The sequence below is a fragment of the Limosilactobacillus frumenti DSM 13145 genome (assembly GCF_001436045.1).
In the GTDB taxonomy this organism is placed as follows: domain Bacteria; phylum Bacillota; class Bacilli; order Lactobacillales; family Lactobacillaceae; genus Limosilactobacillus; species Limosilactobacillus frumenti.
In genome coordinates this window covers 433,479-449,443 of the sequence record NZ_AZER01000016.1, presented here as the reverse complement: position 1 = coordinate 449,443, position 15,965 = coordinate 433,479, and the positions used below count along the sequence as shown (strand labels likewise).

General features: G+C 43.9%; 15 protein-coding genes and 1 other annotated feature. Of the genes, 10 read left to right on the top strand and 5 right to left on the bottom strand.

Translation table 11 applies throughout. The features are described 5' to 3' along the window. Positions 1–50: 50 nt before the first annotated feature. From FD27_RS06815 to FD27_RS06800, 4 genes are all read right to left on the bottom strand, one after another. Positions 51–1,313, bottom strand: coding sequence for an MATE family efflux transporter (locus tag FD27_RS06815; protein WP_151495821.1), 1,263 nt, complete (start codon positions 1,311–1,313; stop codon positions 51–53). Positions 1,314–1,507: 194 nt separating this feature from the next. Beyond that, on the bottom strand, positions 1,508–1,918 hold the full coding sequence (locus FD27_RS06810) for a peptide deformylase (RefSeq protein WP_057751709.1): 411 nt from the start codon (positions 1,916–1,918) through the stop codon (positions 1,508–1,510). Between the two features lie 64 nt (positions 1,919–1,982). Continuing rightward, positions 1,983–2,972, bottom strand: coding sequence for a membrane protein insertase YidC (yidC, locus tag FD27_RS06805; protein ID WP_057751706.1), 990 nt, complete (start codon positions 2,970–2,972; stop codon positions 1,983–1,985). Between the two features lie 95 nt (positions 2,973–3,067). After that, a complete protein-coding gene (locus FD27_RS06800) occupies positions 3,068–3,340 on the bottom strand; it encodes an acylphosphatase (protein ID WP_057751704.1) in 273 nt (90 codons plus the stop codon). Between the two features lie 84 nt (positions 3,341–3,424). Here FD27_RS06800 and FD27_RS06795 point away from each other — a divergent pair, with 84 nt between their 5' ends. The 9 genes from FD27_RS06795 to FD27_RS06760 all read left to right on the top strand — a co-directional run bounded on the left by FD27_RS06795 (position 3,425) and on the right by FD27_RS06760 (position 10,891). Then, on the top strand, positions 3,425–4,204 hold the full coding sequence (locus FD27_RS06795) for a TrmH family RNA methyltransferase (RefSeq protein ID WP_057751701.1): 780 nt from the start codon (positions 3,425–3,427) through the stop codon (positions 4,202–4,204). A gap of 73 nt (positions 4,205–4,277) precedes the next feature. Next, positions 4,278–4,784, top strand: coding sequence for an HD domain-containing protein (locus FD27_RS06790; protein ID WP_057751699.1), 507 nt, complete (start codon positions 4,278–4,280; stop codon positions 4,782–4,784). 16 nt (positions 4,785–4,800) lie between these two features. Continuing rightward, on the top strand, positions 4,801–5,142 hold the full coding sequence (locus FD27_RS06785) for a winged helix-turn-helix transcriptional regulator (protein WP_057751697.1): 342 nt from the start codon (positions 4,801–4,803) through the stop codon (positions 5,140–5,142). A 46-nt stretch (positions 5,143–5,188) separates the two neighbouring features. Beyond that, positions 5,189–5,389: a binding site (T-box leader), on the top strand. Positions 5,390–5,424: 35 nt separating this feature from the next. Further along, the gene (pheS, locus tag FD27_RS06780; RefSeq protein ID WP_057751695.1) at positions 5,425–6,471 is read left to right on the top strand and encodes a phenylalanine--tRNA ligase subunit alpha; all 1,047 of its coding nucleotides are present in this window, start codon (positions 5,425–5,427) and stop codon (positions 6,469–6,471) included. A 6-nt stretch (positions 6,472–6,477) separates the two neighbouring features. Then, on the top strand, positions 6,478–8,895 hold the full coding sequence (gene pheT / locus FD27_RS06775) for a phenylalanine--tRNA ligase subunit beta (protein ID WP_057751684.1): 2,418 nt from the start codon (positions 6,478–6,480) through the stop codon (positions 8,893–8,895). Between the two features lie 212 nt (positions 8,896–9,107). Further along, a complete protein-coding gene (greA, locus tag FD27_RS06770; protein WP_057751681.1) occupies positions 9,108–9,584 on the top strand; it encodes a transcription elongation factor GreA in 477 nt (158 codons plus the stop codon). A gap of 128 nt (positions 9,585–9,712) precedes the next feature. Then, a complete protein-coding gene (locus FD27_RS06765) occupies positions 9,713–10,123 on the top strand; it encodes a HesB/YadR/YfhF family protein (protein ID WP_057751679.1) in 411 nt (136 codons plus the stop codon). 334 nt (positions 10,124–10,457) lie between these two features. Continuing rightward, complete coding sequence (locus FD27_RS08625; RefSeq protein WP_083482703.1) at positions 10,458–10,625, top strand: CsbD family protein; 168 nt, start codon at positions 10,458–10,460, stop codon at positions 10,623–10,625. 14 nt (positions 10,626–10,639) lie between these two features. Then, on the top strand, positions 10,640–10,891 hold the full coding sequence (locus FD27_RS06760; protein WP_057751677.1) for a GlsB/YeaQ/YmgE family stress response membrane protein: 252 nt from the start codon (positions 10,640–10,642) through the stop codon (positions 10,889–10,891). 62 nt (positions 10,892–10,953) lie between these two features. Here the strand turns inward: FD27_RS06760 and FD27_RS06755 are convergent, their stop codons facing one another. Next, entirely contained in the window at positions 10,954–13,521 is a 2,568-nt protein-coding gene (locus tag FD27_RS06755; protein WP_057752057.1) for a YfhO family protein, read from the bottom strand. Between the two features lie 256 nt (positions 13,522–13,777). Between FD27_RS06755 and FD27_RS06750 the strand changes: the two genes are divergently transcribed. Further along, positions 13,778–15,859 carry a peptidoglycan D,D-transpeptidase FtsI family protein gene (locus FD27_RS06750; protein WP_057751675.1) on the top strand — a complete coding sequence of 694 codons (2,082 nt, stop codon included), beginning with the start codon at positions 13,778–13,780 and terminating at the stop codon, positions 15,857–15,859. Positions 15,860–15,965: the final 106 nt, after the last annotated feature.

Below are 15,965 nucleotides of genomic sequence, written 5' to 3'. Positions count from 1 at the left end.
ATGACCATCTACGTCTACTGGTGACGTGGATGGTCTTTATAATTTCAGAATTAAGAGTCTAACTGGTTAAAATGGTGAATTCGTTGGCGAATAAATATAGCGCCGACAACTGTCACGGTCATTTCAGTGATCGGTACCGCCGCCCAGACACCATCAATGCCCAAGATAGTTGGCAGGATCATAATTAGTGGTAAGAGGATTAAATACCCTCGTAACAGTGATAATGAAAATGATGCCCGTGCGCCATTAATTGCCGTTAAGAACAGGATGAAAAGATAGTTCAAAGCAGTGAAAAAAGCACTGGTAAAGTAGATTGGTAAACCAACGCTGGCAAAGTGGACCAACTGCCAAGAATGTTGGGTGTTAAAAATATTGATAATCGGGTACTTAAATACAATTAAGACAGCAAACTCGATTAGGGCGATTGTCAGGGTTGTGATTACACCGACACGCAGGGCCTTCGCAGCATTCATATAATGACGTTCACCATATTCCCGGCTAACAATCGGTTGAACACCGAGGGCGACCCCATTCGCGATGGCTAATACCATAATTGCAATATTTGAAATAACTCCATAGGCGGCCACAGCATAATTGTTAGCGAGAATTAATAGGACATGGTTGAAAAAGAAAACGCTAACTCCCGAACTCAATTCGTTTAGGGCTGCCGCGGCACCCAGTCGAGCGGCATGCCAAACCGACTTGATTGATGGAAATACCCAATGCAAGTGCAGTTGACGTTTCTTAAAGCGACGGTGAAATGACAATACAACCAAGCTAATGGCTGGTGAAAAGATAGCGGCCATTGCAGCCCCTTCCATTTTAAATCCCAGACCAAAAATGAAGAACCAATCAATGGCAATAACGGAAGTGGTCTCAATGACGGTTGCCATCATTGTGAGGGTAGGGTTACCGTCATTACGAATAAAGTTTAAACTGATTAGGTTGCACATCACAAAGGGTCCACACCAGGCCACAATCCTGACATAAGTAATCGCCAATTCCCGTGTTTGGTCATTAGCACCGAGAAAATTGACGACTGGGGTGGCAAAAATATCCATTAAGATTGCCACAATCACACCCGTCACAGCGGCGACAATTATTAATGAACTGTATAGTGACTCTACTCGTTCAGGGTGGAGGACCTTATTTAATGAGAAAATGGTGGCTCCACCGACGCCAAGGAGGAGACCGATGGCGTTGAAACAGTTAAAAATGGGGAGAGCGAGGTTAAGAGCAGTTAACCCCAGCGCCCCGGCGGCAATAGAAATAAATAGGGTATCAATCAGTACATACAGTGAGGTTCCCACCATGGCAATGATGTTCCGACTGACGTAGTGAAAAACTTCTTTAGTAATTGTCAAACTAAAAACCTCCAGATACTCCTCCCATCCTCCAAAATGGACGCCTGTTTGGGAAGATATTTTTAACAAAACCCGGCGATTTTGTAGCTCTTATTTCATTCATTTATTATCATAGCAAAAGTTACGGAGCTTGATAAGCTAGGCTAAATTAGAATACCGTGCAGGTGATCAATTTCGTGCTGAATAATTTCGGCGGTGAACCCGCTAAATTCCTGCTGTTGCTTTTTCCACTGCTTATTCATAAATGCTACCGTAATGTGCTGGTAACGAGTAGTGCGGCGTTCTCCTGATAATGAAAGACAGCCTTCTTGAGTTTGGTAAGGATGACTTTGTTGAACAATTTTGGGGTTGAACATTAGCAGGTTGAAGGGACCAACACTAACGATGATAATTGCTTTATTAACGCCGATCATGTTAGCGGCCATGCCGACGCAGTCCCGATGGTGAGCCTGGAGGGTATCCTGGAGGTCCTGGCCGATTACTAAATCGGCCTTCGTTGCTGCTTTGGCCTTTTGCTGGAGAAATAATTGATCATGGTTAATAGGTCGTTCCATTTAATTTGCCTCCTTGATAGTGAAAGGCCCCTAACACATAAATGTTAGAAGCCTTGGTGGTTAGTTAATTATTACTCTTGTGATGATGCTGTTTACCCGCGTTCCGTTGCCGGTTAGTTGGGACTGGTTGTTGGGCCTTCTTTTGTGGTTCACTAGGGGCCTGTTTGTCATCATTCTTCAACTGGTCAATGGCGGAAGAAGTGGCTGCTGTCTTGGCTGTTGTACTCGTAGACGGGATCACTGGTGCATCTGGCACCTTGACTGGCTTACCATCATTTTCGGCAGCAATTTGTTTCCGAATGCGTGGACGGTAAGCATTAATTAATAAGGTTTGTAAGATTGCAAAGAGCCCACCAATGAAGAAGTAGAGTCCTAATCCAGCAGAAGAAGTTAATGAAATAAAGAAGGTCATGACTGGACTCATCCAGATTGCCATCTTCATTTGCTGCTTTTGTGATTCAGGGACGCCAACTAAACCGAGGTAACTTTGGACAGCGTAGGCAATAAATGATAATACCGCAAAGAGCACACTTGGTTTACCAAGCGCAATACCAAAGAAGGTAGCGTGGTACAGGTCCGGTGAGTAACGAATAGCGGCATAAAGAGCGGCAAAGACTGGCAACTGAATAATCAGTGGTAGACAGCCAATTCCACCTGTCAGACTGACATTATTTTCCCGGTAAACTGCCATCATTTGTTGGCCAATGGCGGCTGTTTCTTCCGGTGTCTTGGCTTCCTTTTGCTTTTGTTGGAGTTCTTTTAATACCGGTTGAATCCGTGCCATCTTTTCTTGCATGATGGTGGATTTCTTCATTTGCGAGAACATCACTGGCAAGAGGACCATTCGGACAACCACAACAATTACGATGATGGCCCAGCCATAGTTGTTACCTAAGTGAGCGGCAAGCCACTCCATCAAATGTTGCATTGGCTTTGCCATATACGTGTAGACAAAGCCATAAGGATGACCGCTCTTCGTTGTACGGACACATCCAGACAGTAGCATCAGTAGGGTGGCTAATCCGCCAGCTACTGATAGTCGTTTTAGTTTCATTATTAATTTCTCCCTTAATGGATTTCTCCGTTTATTGAATGTAAACAGTAATATATTAGCTTAAATCGAGATCAAATTCTACCGAATTATACAACTTAATGGATGGAAAAGTCCGTCAATTGTGGATCAACTGGTAATTCGTGTTGATCTAACTGTATAACGCGTGCATAAGGGGTCGGACCATGTTTAATAAAAGCGATCAGCGCTTCAAGAACTTGTTCGTTTGCCTGGCAATCGATTATGACAGTGCCATCCATCATATTTTGTACGTAGCCACTAATTGGCCGCTGGGATGCATATTGGTAGACTCCCCAACGGAACCCCACTCCCTGAACTTGACCATAGGCGGTTAATTGATAGTGTTTCATTCGATGCCATTCCTCCCTTTTTTAGTCTATCCATTGTACACTATTAACATGGTATAATTAAAGGAGAAAAGGGGACTGTCTATTTTGGAAGAATTAACTTCAATCCACAATCAACACGTTAAAAATTGGAAAAAACTGCAAACAAAAAAGTACCGTCGCCAAACTGGCCGCTATCTATTAGATGGGTGGCACCTGGTACAAGAAGCCCACAAGGCAGGCATCGAGATCTTACAACTGATTGGTACCGATGAACAACTCGATGCCCATCAGGACCTCATTGGCTTGAGTGCTGAAGTTTATCAGGTGACTGAAGAAATTATGCGCCACATTACAGAAACCGTTACGCCCCAGGGAATTGCTGCCGTGGTGGAAATGCCGAATGCTCATCAAGTTCCTTCAGCGCCTCTAAACGGTGCTTGGCTATTATTGGATCGGGTGCAAGATCCTGGCAACGTTGGGACAATGGTCCGGACTGCTGATGCGGCTGGCTTTACGGGTGTCGTCGTTGGTGATCGTTCAGCAGACCTGTTTTCACCTAAGGTTGTTCGCTCAATGCAGGGAAGTCAATTCCACCTCCAGATGTATGAAGGAGACTTATCAAAGTGGATCGAAGACTTTAAGCAGGTTGATGCACCAGTGTATGGTACTCAGCTAAACCCAGCTGCCAAAAGCTTCCGTGATGTTCATCCGGGAGCAACCTTTGCTCTAATAATGGGTAATGAAGGCCATGGGATGAGTAAGGAACTACTTGCGCAAACGACGGCCAACTTGTATATTCCAATGCGTGGAGAAGCGGAATCGCTTAACGTTGCCGTTTCAGCCGGGATTTTAATGTTTCAGTTAAATCAGGGACTAGCCGATTAAAATTAAGCCGTTCTGATTTATTTTGCGATTGAAATTGTGTACAATACAATCAATGATAAGAAAGGGGTATATTATGAAGTCAAAAAATGAATGGCGAACTGATCCTGAGTATGTGTCACTTGTTGAGGACTTATTAGCGCAGCCAGCTGTTAAAAAGCTTGCAAACTATACTCAGCACCACCACTCGAATCGATTACAACATTCCATTGCGGTTTCGTTTGATAGCTACAAGATCGCTAAAAGAATGCACTTGAACTATCGAAACGTTGCTCGTGCTGGCTTATTACATGATCTCTTTTATTATGATTGGCGAACTACTAAATTTGATTTAGGAACGCATGCTTTCATTCATCCGCGAGTAGCATTGCGTAATGCCGAGAAGATCACCCCATTAAACGATATGGAAAAGGATATTATCTTAAAGCACATGTTTGGGGCAACAATGGCCATTCCAAAGTACTGGGAAAGCTTAATTGTTTCATTAGTGGATGACTTTGAAGCGGAACATGAATTCTTCTCACCGTTACGTGCCAAGTTAGCACGTAAGATTCGGAAGCGGCGGATGAAGACTACTTGGTAGAAAGGGGGATATTGGGATGGCACAAGCTGTTGCTAGTGCTGATACCCATATGGCAGGGTGTCAACTTTGTCCAAAATTTACACATACTTTTACCATTTTAGGAAAGAAATGGAATGGTTTAATTATCGAGGCCCTCTTGGTACAAGACTCAATGCGTTTTAAAGACTTGGCGGCTAGTATCGAGGGTTGCAGTGATCGGGTGCTTTGTGAACGTTTAAAGGAATTGGAAGATGAAAAAATTGTCTCCCGAAATACATACCGGGGGCAAAGTCGGATTGACTACTCCCTTACTGAGCGTGGTAAGGAATTGTTACCAGTGATGAAGGCCGTTCACCAGTGGAGTGACAAGTGGTATTAATTGTCGCTTGATTTTCTCTAAGAGTTTGATTAGAATAATTGTGTTATTAAAAGCGCAGATGGAAACTAGTATCCCAACAATGTAGTTAGAGAGTCATTATCTTAGCTGTAATTAATGACCTACACAATGGGAGAATTTCATTTCCGGAGCCGATATGTAATGATATTCCGGTCAATCGCCGTTATCGATTTTAAGTGTGCAATTTTAATTGCAAACTAGGGTGGTACCGCGAAGCCTCGTCCCTATTTGGACGGGGCTTTTTTATTATAAGGAGTTGAAAATATGGGATTAAGAGAACGCTTAGCGGAACTCCGCGAGCAAGGATTAGCAGATATTGAACAATCCAAAGACCTGAAGAAGATTAACGAAATTCGGGTTAAAATGCTTGGTAAAAAAGGCCCGATTACAAATGTTCTTCGTGGGATGCGTGATTTAAGTGCCGAAGAACGGCCTAAGGTTGGTCAATTTGCCAACAAGGTTCGTGACGAATTAAGTGCTGCTATTGATGATAAGCGGCAAAAATTAGAAGAAGCGGCAATGAACGCGGAATTGGCTGCTGAAACAGTTGATGTTACTTTACCTGGTTCCCCAGTTGCTCAGGGCCAGCCACATGTGATTCAACAAGTGATTGATCAAGTGGTCGACCTGTTTGTTTCAATGGGATATGAAGTGGCTGTTGGTGATGAAGTAGAACAAGAAGTTTATAACTTTGAAAAGCTAAATCTGCCTAAGGATCACCCCGCTCGGGACATGCAGGATACCTTCTATGTTACGCCATCTGTTCTGATGCGGACGCAAACCTCGCCAATGCAGGCCCGGATGCTCGAGAAGCATGACTTCTCCCAAGGTCCACTGAAGATGATTTCACCCGGAAAAGTTTACCGGCGTGATACTGATGATGCAACGCACAGTCACCAGTTTAATCAAATTGAAGGAATGGTTGTTGGGACCCACATCACCATGGCTGACCTGAAGGGAACTTTGGAACGTGTTGCCCAATCATTGTTTGGTGACAAGCTGAATGTACGGTTACGGCCAAGCTACTTCCCATTTACTGAACCTTCCGTTGAAGCTGATATTACCTGCTTTAACTGCATGGGAAAGGGTTGTGCTATTTGTAAGCATACCGGTTGGATCGAAGTACTGGGTGCCGGGATGGTTCACCCGAACGTCTTGAAGATGTCTGGTGTTGACCCTGAAGAATATGGTGGTTTTGCCTTCGGATTAGGACCAGACCGCTTTGCTATGTTGAAGTATGGTGTTACTGATATCCGGAACTTCTACCAAAATGACGTTCGCTTCTTAACTCAATTTGACCGGAAAGGATAGTTCAAGATGAAAGTTTCATACAATTGGTTAAAAGAATATCTCGACCTCGACGTTGCTCCTCGCGAACTATCAGAAAAGATCGCTCGGACTTCTGTTGATATTAATGATGTTTACTCACTAGGGGATGGCTTAAAGAAGATTGTTGTTGGTGAAGTTACTTCCTGCGAACCACATCCTAATTCAGACCACTTAAATGTTTGCCAAGTTAATGTTGGCGAAGATAAACCCCTGCAAATTGTTTGTGGTGCTCCTAATGTTGCCGCTGGTGAAAAGGTAATTGTTGCCTTGAATGGTGCCCGGATTGCTGATAATCAAAAGATTAAGCGGGGCAAAATCCGTGGTGTTGAATCAAACGGAATGCTTTGTGCTCTACAAGAAATTGGTTTCAGTGACAAGATTGCCCCTAAGGAATCCAGTGCTGGGCTGTACTTGTTGCCAGATGATGCCCAACCTGGCGAAAGTGCAATCTCCTACTTAGGATTAGATGATACGATTATTGATACGGACGTCACTCCCAACCGTGGTGATATGCTCAGTATTTACGGTAATGTCAATGATATTGCTGCCTTTTATGACTTAAAACCGCATTTTAAAGAACTAGCCGTTAAGGAAAATGATGACCAATCTGCTGCCGACTTGGTTACTGCTTCAATCAAGGACCAAAAGATTGCCCCTACTTATAAGTTACGGGTCATCAAGAATGTCAAGGTGGCTGATAGCCCATTATGGTTGCAAATTCGTCTTTGGAACTCTGGTATTCGGCCAATCAACAATGTGGTGGACGTTACTAACTATGTCCTGTTGAAGTATGGTCAACCATTACACAGTTACGATTATGATCGTCTGCCAGGACACGACTTTGGCGTTCGTCATGCCGAAGAAGGAGAGAAGTTTGTTACCCTGGATGACAATGAACAAACGTTAAAAGCTCAAGATATCCTGGTCACTGCTGATGATCAACCAGTGGCCTTAGCGGGAACCATGGGTGGTCAAGGGACCGCCGTGGAAGATGACACTAAGACCGTGGCCTTGGAAGCAGCTATTTTTGACCCCGTGATGGTTCGTAAGCAGGCCCGACGTTTAGATCTTCATAGTGAATCATCAATGCGCTTTGAACGGGGAATCAACCCATCAACGGTCGAAACAGCTTTGAATGAAGCAGCTGAATTAATTGCTGAATTAGCTGGCGGGACGGTTGCTAAGGGGATCGTTACGGGCAGTGAAAAACCTGCTAAGGACAAGGACATCAACCTGTCATTGAGTAAGGTCAACCATGTCTTAGGAACTGATTTGAAGATGGCCGATGTTACGGATGTCTTTGACCGGTTGAACTTTGCTTACCAAGTGCAAAGCGAAGATGGCATCGTGGTTACGGCTCCTGCCCGTCGTTGGGATATCGAATTATCAGCGGATCTTTATGAGGAAATCGCCCGGATCTATGGCTATGACAAGCTGCCTGCCACTTTGCCTGTTATGACCCGGAATCGTGGTGGCTTGACAGCTCGACAAAAGTTCATCCGTGCTAGTCGTCATGACTTTGAAGGAATGGGCCTGAACCAAGCATTGTCATATTCGTTAACTACTGTTGAAAAAGCTAAGCAGTTCCAGATTAGTCCTGTTGATGAGCCAATGAAGCTCGATTTCCCAATGAGTTCTGACCACGTTGCTACCCGGATGAGTATTGTTTCTGGCCTGTTGATTGATGTGGCTTACAACATTGCGCACAATGTGAATAATGTGGCCCTTTACGAAGAAGGACGAGTCTTCATTCCTAAGGGTGGTGAACGTCCTGAAGAACAGGAACATATTGCCGGTGCTGTTACTGGACAATTGCTAGCTAACAACTGGCACGTTGCTGACCACCCAGTTGACTTCTTCCAAGTCAAGGGGATGGTTGAACAATACCTGAAGAATATGGGCCTGGCTGACCAAGTTACCTATGTTGCCGACCAATCACGGGCAGAAATGCACCCTGGTCGAACTGCTAACATCATGCTCGGTGATCAGTTAGTTGGTTTTGTGGGCCAAGTTCACCCTAAGACTGCGCAAGCTTATAAGATTCCAGAAACCTATGTCTTTGAGTTAAATATTGAAAGTTTGTTGAGCGCTAAGAAGATTGGCAATGAATACACACCAGTAAGCAAGTTCCCAACGATTACGCGGGATATTGCATTGCTTGTTGATACTTCAGTTACTAACGCGGATGTTGTGGCATTGATTAAGCAACGTGGTGGGGCCTTCTTAAAGGATGTTCACCTGTTTGATGTTTACAGTGGCAACCACTTGCCAGCAGGAAAGAAGTCGTTGGCTTACACCCTGACTTATCAGGACGACCATGATACCTTGAAGGAAGACCAAGTTAATGCTGCGTTCGACAAGGTTACGAAGTACTTGACGAGTCAATTAGGGGCAGAAGTTCGTTAATAATAATTAAACAGATAGGGCCTGACGTTCCGCTGAAGGATGTCCGACCCTTTTGTCGTTTCAATCTTAAAAAGATGTTGTCGATAGGAACAAGGTGCTGTATACTGGTTCCGTGATAAATGACAGCAAACTTTTCTTTACAAAAAAGTAAATGATGTCTTTAAATGCGGCGACAATTGTGTTGCCAATAAATAAATGAGGGAGTATTTAGTATGGCTGAAGAAAAAACTTACCCAATGACCAGCGATGGTAAGGCTAAGCTGGAACAAGAATTAGAAGACTTGAAGCTGAAGCGTCGTCCAGAAGTTATCAAACGTATTAAGATTGCCCGCAGCTACGGTGACCTTTCCGAAAACTCTGAATACGAATCAGCTAAGGATGAACAAGCCTTTGTTGAAAACCGGATTGCCCAAATTGAAAACATGCTCCAATACGCGGTAATCATCGATAATGAAGATGTTGCGAAGGACGAAGTTTCCATGGGTCGTTCAGTAACGTTTAAGGAATTGCCTGATGAAGATCCAGAAACTTACCAAATTGTTGGTGAATCTGAATCTGACCCCCTGAACGGTAAGATTTCTAACGAATCGCCAATGGCTAAGGGCCTGCTTGGTCACAAGATTGGTGAAGAAGTTGAAATTGAAATCCCTAACGGTACGATGAAAGTTAAGATCATCGACGTTAAGTAACGATAATTGCTCCTTTCCTAGCACTAGCTGGGATAGGAGCTTTTTTGTAGCGATTGTGAGCATAAGACTCTCACAAGTTGTTATGAAAGTGCTATCATTAAAGTCAGAAACTGAGGGGATGTGAAATAATGAAACTAATTATTACCGATGCGGCACATAAGTGGTTTAAAAAGGAATTTGGCCTGGAAAACGGTGGCGGCATTAAATTCTATGGTAAAGTTTATGGTTCGACAGAAGTCCACCATGGCTTTTCACAGGGATTTGCTCGTCAGGACAAACCGATTGATCCAGTGATGGAAGTAATTAAAGATGGAATCAACTATCATGTTAATGATATTGATGAATGGTTCTTCTCAGGCTTAATTACCACGGTTGACTATAACCCACGGACAGATGGCCCCATCTTTCACTTTAAACACGAAGATGGCGATGACACACCAGAGGTTGCTGGTTTAAAGAAGGATTCTGATGATCACGCTGATAACAAGGCGGATGCATCAACGGGTGCTTCCCAACGTTACGAAGAGTACTGGGAATAGAATAAGTGTTAGAAGTTAGTGAAGACTTCGACATCACGATAAGCAAATATAATAGGCGTTCAGTGTTCGGGATACCGACACTGGACGCCTTTTTTGTACTGTGCGATTAGATATTTTACCTAGGATATTGTAATTTTTTCACACTAGTGACCTTTTTGTGTCCTTATCCCCAATAATCTCTAAAGGTCCTTAAGGAAAGCGTAAGCCCAACTGGAATTTATATCTTTACTGGAAATGATTCCGTATAATTATAATCATCAAATGACACTAGTCATAGCTGACCGGAGCAGCTGTTGTGATTGCACTACGACGACATAGAAATGAGGTTTTAACTATGGTTAGCGATAAGCACGGAGTAAAAGATCAGCTAGTCGGTACTTATCAAGAAGCTAAGGGAAAAATAACCGGCGATAAGAAAACTGAGTTGGCCGGGAAAGCCCGTAAAGCGAAGGGTAAGGCCAAAGATAAAGTTGCAGACGTTAAGGACTGCGTAGAAGAATAAAGGGGGTTATGTTTATGCATTGGTTATGGGTATTAATTGTTGGTGGATTGATTGGTTTAGTTGCCGGAGCTATTACTCACCGTGGCGGGGCCATGGGTGTGATTGCTAACATCATTGCCGGGCTGGTTGGTTCGACAATTGGTGAGGCCATTTTAGGATCTTGGGGTCCCCAAGTTGCTGGTATGGCTATCATCCCATCGGTAATCGGAGCGGTTATCCTGGTACTGGTAATCTCACTAATCTTCGGTATTAAGCGGACTAATTGATGAATATATCATAAGGGCCTTAGATTCGGAAACACGGATCTAAGGCCCTTTTCAATGCTAATTTATTTCTTTTCAAGGTGTTTTTGTCGGTAACGAATAGTTAGTAATGTGATCATTAGACAGGTGATGGAGATGCATGTACCCAAGATCAGGTATGGTGGACGGTAGTGGAAAACAACCGTATGCGGACCAGTGGTCATTGGGACTGCCATAAAAATACCAAGAACCGTTTGTGGAGTAACGGTCTGACCATCGACCTTAACATGCCAACCGGTAGCTGCGGGGATCGTTGTCATTAGAACAGACTGTCCACGGTGGATCGTTACGTGACCCTTAACAGTTGTCGCACTCATATGGCTAATCTGCAATGGCGAATGTTGTAAGGCCTTCAAACTCGTATTGAACGCTTGTTGATTTAACTGATACAGACTAACGTTCTCCATCCACAGACTATTCTTTTTTAACCGTAATGTGATAATTACCGGTCTCTTTTTATGGTGATTGGCAATATTGAGCACGACAGTATTACGGTAGGTATTGTACTGACTGAACCGCTTGTTGTTCAAACTCAGGGTCGCACTGTCTTTGACAGCGGGTCCCAGGGTTAAATAATATGACCCATTCGTCGGTGGTGTGAACTTCAGTCGGACCACAGCTGGTTGACTCGGGTCCTGTTTTTTAAATGTTGTGCCTGTAATCTGTTGCGCCGGCTGGACGTTGATGAAGTCGACACTTGTAAAGTTTTGAACATTGAACAGGGGCTTATTAATTGGTTTACCAGCTAGTGCCTGGAGTATCTGAGATTGATAATTTAAGGGGTCCAATGTAGCGTGTCCCAAAGTGAGAATCTGCTTGTTGGCGCCGAATGCCAATGGCAACACATTCCGATTTCTTCGCACTCCAATACCATGAGTAATTGCTAGTGGCTGTTGAGAGAACCAGTCGGGACGATAGCCAGAGAATGGCAGATCAGAGTGATCACGGTTTTCACTAGCGCTTAATGTGTAGTCAAAGCCCAACAGTGCATCGGACACCTTCGTTCCATTAGCGTATGAGATAAAGCCATCACCATCAGGCTGACCAATAGCACCCATGAATGCCGGTTGTTGCGGTTCAAGGGTGGACCCAAAGTGATCACCGCTGTTGAAACCACTTTGCAGTGGATCATCCTTGGTTCGCATAATGGTTTTAGCAACCCGGTGAAATTCGTGGTCGCTGGTTGGCACTTTAGTGATTGCGGCGTTTAACGCGGTTGTATAATTGCCAAATTCTGGTTGGCTGACGTAGGCCAGGTGGCTAAGCGATACTAAAGCACTTGTTGCAACATCGGCAATGATTAGAACAATAAATAATAGGTCATACATCAATGGTGAATATCGGCGCGGAATTGCCAGATAGGCAATACTAATCACGGCAAAGGCAAAGCCGATGGCAATTTGGTTTGGTGAGATGTATGAGAGGTGCAAAGTGTGGACATAGTAGGTAATCCCACCCGTTAAAATAATTAGTACGCCGATTTGCCACTTGGGAACATCTGAATTAGCTATTAATGTTTTTGCTGCTAACATGATGACCCAGAAACAGAATATAAATGAAAAGCGTGATGGATACCAGACTGGGAATTGACCAACATGCCACAGCAGGTCAAGTGGTTCATAACAGAATGACATAATCATGAAGGCAGTTATCAGGAAAGCCAGCAGTCGTTGGGACCATTTGACTTTACGGTCAAGGAGGTAGAGGACTAGCCCCATCATCAGCAACATGCCAATGTAAATATTAGGCTGTCCTTTAGGCATCTGGTCAAAATTAAATGAACCCGGGACCAATTTGGCTAAGATTTTGCACGGATTATATTCAAAACGGGAGTGAATACTAGTTTCGGTGTATGTACCCTTACTTTGCAGAAGAGCAAAGATGGTGGGCAGGAGGACAACTGCACTGATTCCGACCGCCATCAGAGATGACCAAACGTAACGCCAAAGCTGCTTTCCCCGTTGTTGCCATGATGAAAGCACCGGCAACTGCCAAATGACAATTAAAATGGTGAACAGACAGATCATCCAGGCCATGTAATAGTTGTCAATAATCATCAAGGCAAGCCAGCCAATATACGTTCCGGAACCACCACCATTTAATAGTTTGACCAGACCGTAAAAAATGAGGGGCAGGATAATCAATGCGTCTAACCAAATCATATTTAGTTGGTTTGCAATCATCCAACCGTTCAGTGCGTAGGCAGTGCTGAACGCCCAGATTCGCGGTCCTTGTTGCCAATTGAGGTGTTGCAGACACCAGGCGAGTGTTATTCCAGCCAGCCCGTAGCGGAGCAAGGTTACCAGCATGATGCCGCTGGTTAGACTGGCCCCTGGGAAAAACAGCAAGAGTAGGTTTAGGGGACTGAAAAGGTAGTAGGCGTTGGTACCAAACATTTCGCCACCAAGGCCCTTACTAAATGAATAGAAGAGTTCACTCGGATGATGTAAAATAATACGCCGGAAGTATGAGAAAAAGTCGACATACTGCTGGCCCAAATCGACAGTTAACAGACTGCTTGATCCGAACGGTGCCATTCCGCGACAAGCAAAGTACACACCCATGATGATAACTGGGATGCAGAAACTTCCCATGAGCACTTGACGTTGAGTTAATTGACGGTGATGTAACACAATAAGTCCTCCTGATCAGCAAAGTGTTTCTATTATATAACGGATTAATAGTGAAAGAAGTTGTTTAAGAGTTAAGATTATCCAAATTATGACGCTCACAATTTCTTTTTTACTTATCTTGGAGTAAGATAGCGGTTGATACTTTAATTGCCAATGCGGCAGAAAATAAAATTTGATACAATATTATTCATCACGGTAAAAGGAGAATTTTGCTACTGTGAAATATCTTGATCGAATTCGCAATCTCTTTAACGCGAAAATAAGCAAACCGAAAAATGCGCAATCAATTATCCCATTTCGGCTGAATTTCTTGCTATGGGTTGTTGGCCTCCTGCTGCTCCTATTAGCAGGGCGGTTGTTTTACTTACAAGTCTTGAATGGTACCGCCTATAAGGCCGAAGTTAAGCGTTCTGACACAACGATCCAAACCAACAACGTCCAGCGGGGGATGATTTACGATACCGCTGGTCGGGTTATTGTCGGTAACCAAACTCACCAGGCAATTACTTATACCAAGAGCGCGGACGTGACAAATGACCAGATTTATAAGATCGCCAAACAATTAGGGAGTTACGTTCACGTTAGCAACAGTGATACCCGGTTAACAGATCGGAATCAGATTGATTACTACTTGGCTAATAAGAGTAATTTAAATGCAGTTGTTCGTAAATTAAATATTTCCAAAAACGCTTCGGATGATTCCAAATATAACAAGGCGGTTAAGTACTTGACTAACCACCCCAGTGAATGGCGTCTAAATGCTCACCAGAAGAGTAATGCTCGTATCTATTCCGCAATGTCAGGGGCATATTCATTGTCTACGACATATATTAAGAAGACGGGTGTCACGGCGAAGGAATTGGCTGAGGTTGGTGAACACTTGGGTGAAATGCCTGGGGTTAAAATTGGGACGGCCTGGACACGGAACTACCCCCAAGGAAATGACTTTAAGTCGTTTACCGGGACCGTTTCAACGACTGGTTTGCCAAGCGATGAAATTAATAGCCTGCTTTCTCAAGGGTACTCACGTAACGATTCCGTTGGGCAAAGCTACTTGGAAAAGGAATTTCAAAGCACCTTAGCGGGATCAAAGTCCCAAACAGAAGTCACTACAAGTGGTAATAAAGTCACTAATGAAGTAATGAAGTACCGTGGTAAAAAGGGGAGCAATCTGGTCCTGACGATTAACTCGAAGTTCCAGGCTAAGGTTCAGGACATCCTGAAGAGTAACTATGCTGCTGCTGGTAATTCATATTCTTCCGGTTGTTATGCAGTGGTCATGAATCCGAATACCGGGGCTATTTATGCCATGGCAGGGATTGATCGCAACCCGAAAACTGGTAAAGAAACAGTTGATGAAATCGGGGCAATTAACCACCCAATCACCATGGGGTCCGTTGTTAAAGGAGCCACGGTTATGGGTGGACTGATGTCCGGTGTTATTACCCCGAATGACAACACTTTGACTGACCAGCCAATCAAGGTCGAAGGAATTTCTCAAAAGAGTTCCTGGTTCAATAAGAGCGGGTCAGCAAGCATGGCCTTAACGGCTCCCCTGGCTCTTGAAGTTTCCTCAAACTCTTACATGATGCAGTTAATCATGAAAGAGGGGGGAATGAATTATAAGCCAAATACTGCATTAACCTTAAAGCCAGATATTTTCCAAACGGAACGGAAATACTTTAATATGTTTGGGCTCGGTGTTAAGACTGGTATTGACCTCCCAGGGGAAACTGCTGGATACACTGGTCCATCTGATGAAAAGCATGTCGGTTCTGCATTGGACCTTTCTTATGGGAACTATGATGGTTACACAACTATTCAGTTAGCACAATATATGTCAACGATTGCTAACGGTGGTAACCGGATGCGGCCTTATGTCGTGAAGGAAATTCGGGGAACCAAAGCTAATGGTAAACTCGGCCGGGTCGAATATACGACTCAGCCACAAGTTCAGTTCACGATCCCAGCTTCTAAAGCTGACTTTGATACTGTTCGTCAGGGGTTATATAATGTTGTTCACGGATCTAATGCCTATATTACTGGTAAGCCACTAGCAAGTGTTAAGCCAGGAATTGCCGGAAAGACTGGGACCGCCGAAACGGTTTCTGAAGGTCACAAGACAACGACCTTAAGTTTTGCCGGTTATGCTCCATATGACCACCCTCAAGTCGTTGTTGCCTTGGCTATCCCTGGGGCCACCAATGATGATGGTGGTGCCAACTTAAACATGGCCAAGCAAATCTTTAACGCCTACTGGAAGATGGTGCAAAGTCAGAAGAGCAACGGTAATTATTAATCACTGTCAAGGCTTTTTCCTTAACAATCTTGCCAAAAGACTGGTCAAAGCTGGTAATTAATGATATAGTTGTACGAGTTAGGGTTAGAATTTAACCGTGTAAATT